1 protein-coding gene is annotated in these 2,723 nt (G+C 71.7%); it reads right to left on the reverse strand.

The features are described 5' to 3' along the window. Positions 1–43: 43 nt before the first annotated feature. The gene (gene pepN / locus ACFU7Z_RS38505) at positions 44–2,623 is read right to left on the reverse strand and encodes an aminopeptidase N (RefSeq protein ID WP_074005616.1); all 2,580 of its coding nucleotides are present in this window, start codon (positions 2,621–2,623) and stop codon (positions 44–46) included. Positions 2,624–2,723 lie beyond the last annotated feature (100 nt).

The raw sequence follows: 2,723 nt of genomic DNA on the forward strand, positions 1-2,723 counted from the left end.
GGACGATCCCGTCCGGCGCCCCTTCGCGGTTGCGAGGAGACCGTCAGCGGCCGCCCGCCGCACGGTCGGCCGCCTGGGCCTTGAGCGCGCGCTCGACGCCCGCCCGGGCCTCGACGACCTGGCGCCGCAGCGCCGGGGCCGGCTCGGCCGAGGCCAGCCACGCGTCGGTGGCCTCCAGGGTCGCGGCCGTCACCTGGAGGGCCGGGTACAGCCCGACGATGATCTGCTGCGAGATCTCGTGGCTGCGGGTCTCCCAGACGCCCTTGACCGCCGCGAAGTACTTCGCCGCGTACGGCGCGAGCAGCTCGCGCTGGTCGGACTGCTGGAAGCCGGCGATGACGGCCTCCTGCACATAGTTCGTCAGCTTGTCGGACTCCACCACCGACGCCCAGGCCTCCGCCTTGGCCCCGGCGGTCGGCCGGGCGGCGCGGCAGGTGGCCGCGTGCTCCTGGCCGGCCGCGGTGTTGTCCCGCTCCAGCTCGGCGGCGATGGCGGCCTCGTCGGCCCGGCCGGTGGCGGCGAGGCGCACCAGCAGGGTCCAGCGCAGCTCGGTGTCCACCGCGAGGCCCTTGATCTCGACCGAGCCGTCCAGCAGCCCGGCGAGCAGGCCCAGCTGACCGTCGGTACGGGCGACCGAGGCGAGGGCGCGGGCCCAGGCCAGCTGGTGGTCGCTGCCGGGCTCGGCGGCGCGCAGGTGCTCCTCCGCGGCGGCGGCCCAGCGGTCGAGGCCCTGCTCGCGCCACTGCGGGTCGGTGTAGGCGTCGAGGGCGAGCTTGACCTGGCGGTGCACGGACTGCACCACGCCGATGTCGCTCTCGCGCCCGATGCCGGACAGCGCCAGCGCCAGGTAGTCGCGGGCGGCCAGCTCGCCGTCGCGGGTCATGTCCCAGGCGGAGGCCCAGCACAGCGCGCGCGGCAGCGACTCGGTGAAGCCGCCGAGGTGCTCGGTGACGACGGCCAGCGAGTCCTCGTCCAGCCGGATCTTGGCGTACGAGAGGTCGTCGTCGTTCAGCAGCACGACGGCCGGGCGGTGCCGGCCGACCAGCTCGGGCACCTCGGTGCGCGGGCCGTCGACGTCCAGCTCGATCCGGTCGGTGCGCACCAGCGCGTCGCCGTTCAGCTCGTACAGGCCGATCGCGATGCGGTGCGGCCGCAGCACGGCCTCGCCCTTGGCGCCGGCGGGCAGCGCGGGGGCCTCCTGGAGCACCGCGAAGGACTCGATCTCGCCGTCGGTGTTGAGCACGATCGACGGCCGCAGCACGTTGATGCCGGCGGTCTCCAGCCAGGCCTTGGACCAGGCCTTGAGGTCGCGGCCGCTGGCCTCCTCCAGGGCGCCGAGCAGGTCGCTGAGCCGGGTGTTGCCCCAGGCGTGGCGCTTGAAGTACGCCTGCACGCCCTGGAAGAAGGCGTCCTGGCCGACGTACGCCACCAGCTGCTTGAGCACCGAGGCGCCCTTGGCGTAGGTGATGCCGTCGAAGTTGACCTGGACGTCCTCCAGGTCGTTGATGTCCGCCATGATCGGGTGGGTGGACGGCAGCTGGTCCTGCCGGTACGCCCAGGTCTTCATCTGGTTGGCGAAGGTGGTCCAGGAGTGCGGCCACTTGGAGCCCGGGGCCTCGGCCTGGCAGACCGCCTCGGCGTAGGTCGCGAAGGACTCGTTGAGCCAGAGGTCGTTCCACCACTCCATGGTGACGAGGTCGCCGAACCACATGTGGGCAAGCTCGTGCAGGATCGTCGCGGCACGGGCCTCGTACGCGGCGTCGGTGACCTTGGAGCGGAACACGTACTGGTCGCGCAGGGTGACGGCGCCCGCGTTCTCCATCGCGCCCGCGTTGAACTCCGGGACGAAGAGCTGGTCGTACTTGGCGAACGGGTACGGGAAGTCGAACTTCTCCTGGAAGTAGTCGAAGCCCTGCTTGGTGACCTCGAAGACGGCCTCCGGATCCAGGAACTCGCGCAGCGAGGGCCGGCAGTAGACGCCCAGCGGCACCTTCTGCTCGCCGTTCTCGTAGGTGTCGAAGACCCCGACGTACGGGCCGGCGACGAGCGCGGTGATGTAGGTGGAGATCCGGCCGGTGGGCTCGAACGTCCAGACCCGGGTGTCGCCCTCGCCGACCGGCTCCGGGGTCGGCGAGTTGGAGACCACGACCCAGCCCTCCGGCGCGGTCACGGTGAACGCGAACGCGGCCTTCAGGTCGGGCTGCTCGAAGTTGGCGAAGACCCGGCGGGCGTCCGGCACCTCGAACTGGGTGTACAGGTAGGTCTCGCCGTCGACCGGGTCGACGAACCGGTGCAGGCCCTCACCGGTGTTGGTGTACTCGCAGTTCGCGACGACCCGCAGCTCGTTCTCGGCGGCGAGGCCCGGCAGCGGGATGCGGCTGTCGGCGAAGGTCGCCGGGTCGAGCCGCACGCCGTTGAGGGTGATCTCCTCGACGCTCGGGGCGACCAGGTCGATGAAGGTCTCCGCCCCCGGGGTGGTGGCGGTGAACCGGACCACGGTGGTGGACCGGAAGGTACCGCCCTCGCGGGCCGAACCGAGGTCGAGCTCGATGTCGTACGCGTCCACGTGGAGGAGGTCGGCCCGGGTGCGGGCCTCCTCACGGGTCAGGTTTGTGCCGGGCACTCGCTGCACTCCTTTGTCAGACTGATGGTCCGAATCCTCGCACGTCCAACGGACGGGGCGGCCGAAAAATCACAGGCGGGGCGGGCCCGGGCGATCAGCC

The organism is Kitasatospora sp. NPDC057518, from assembly GCF_042802075.1.
GTDB lineage: Bacteria > Actinomycetota > Actinomycetes > Streptomycetales > Streptomycetaceae > Kitasatospora.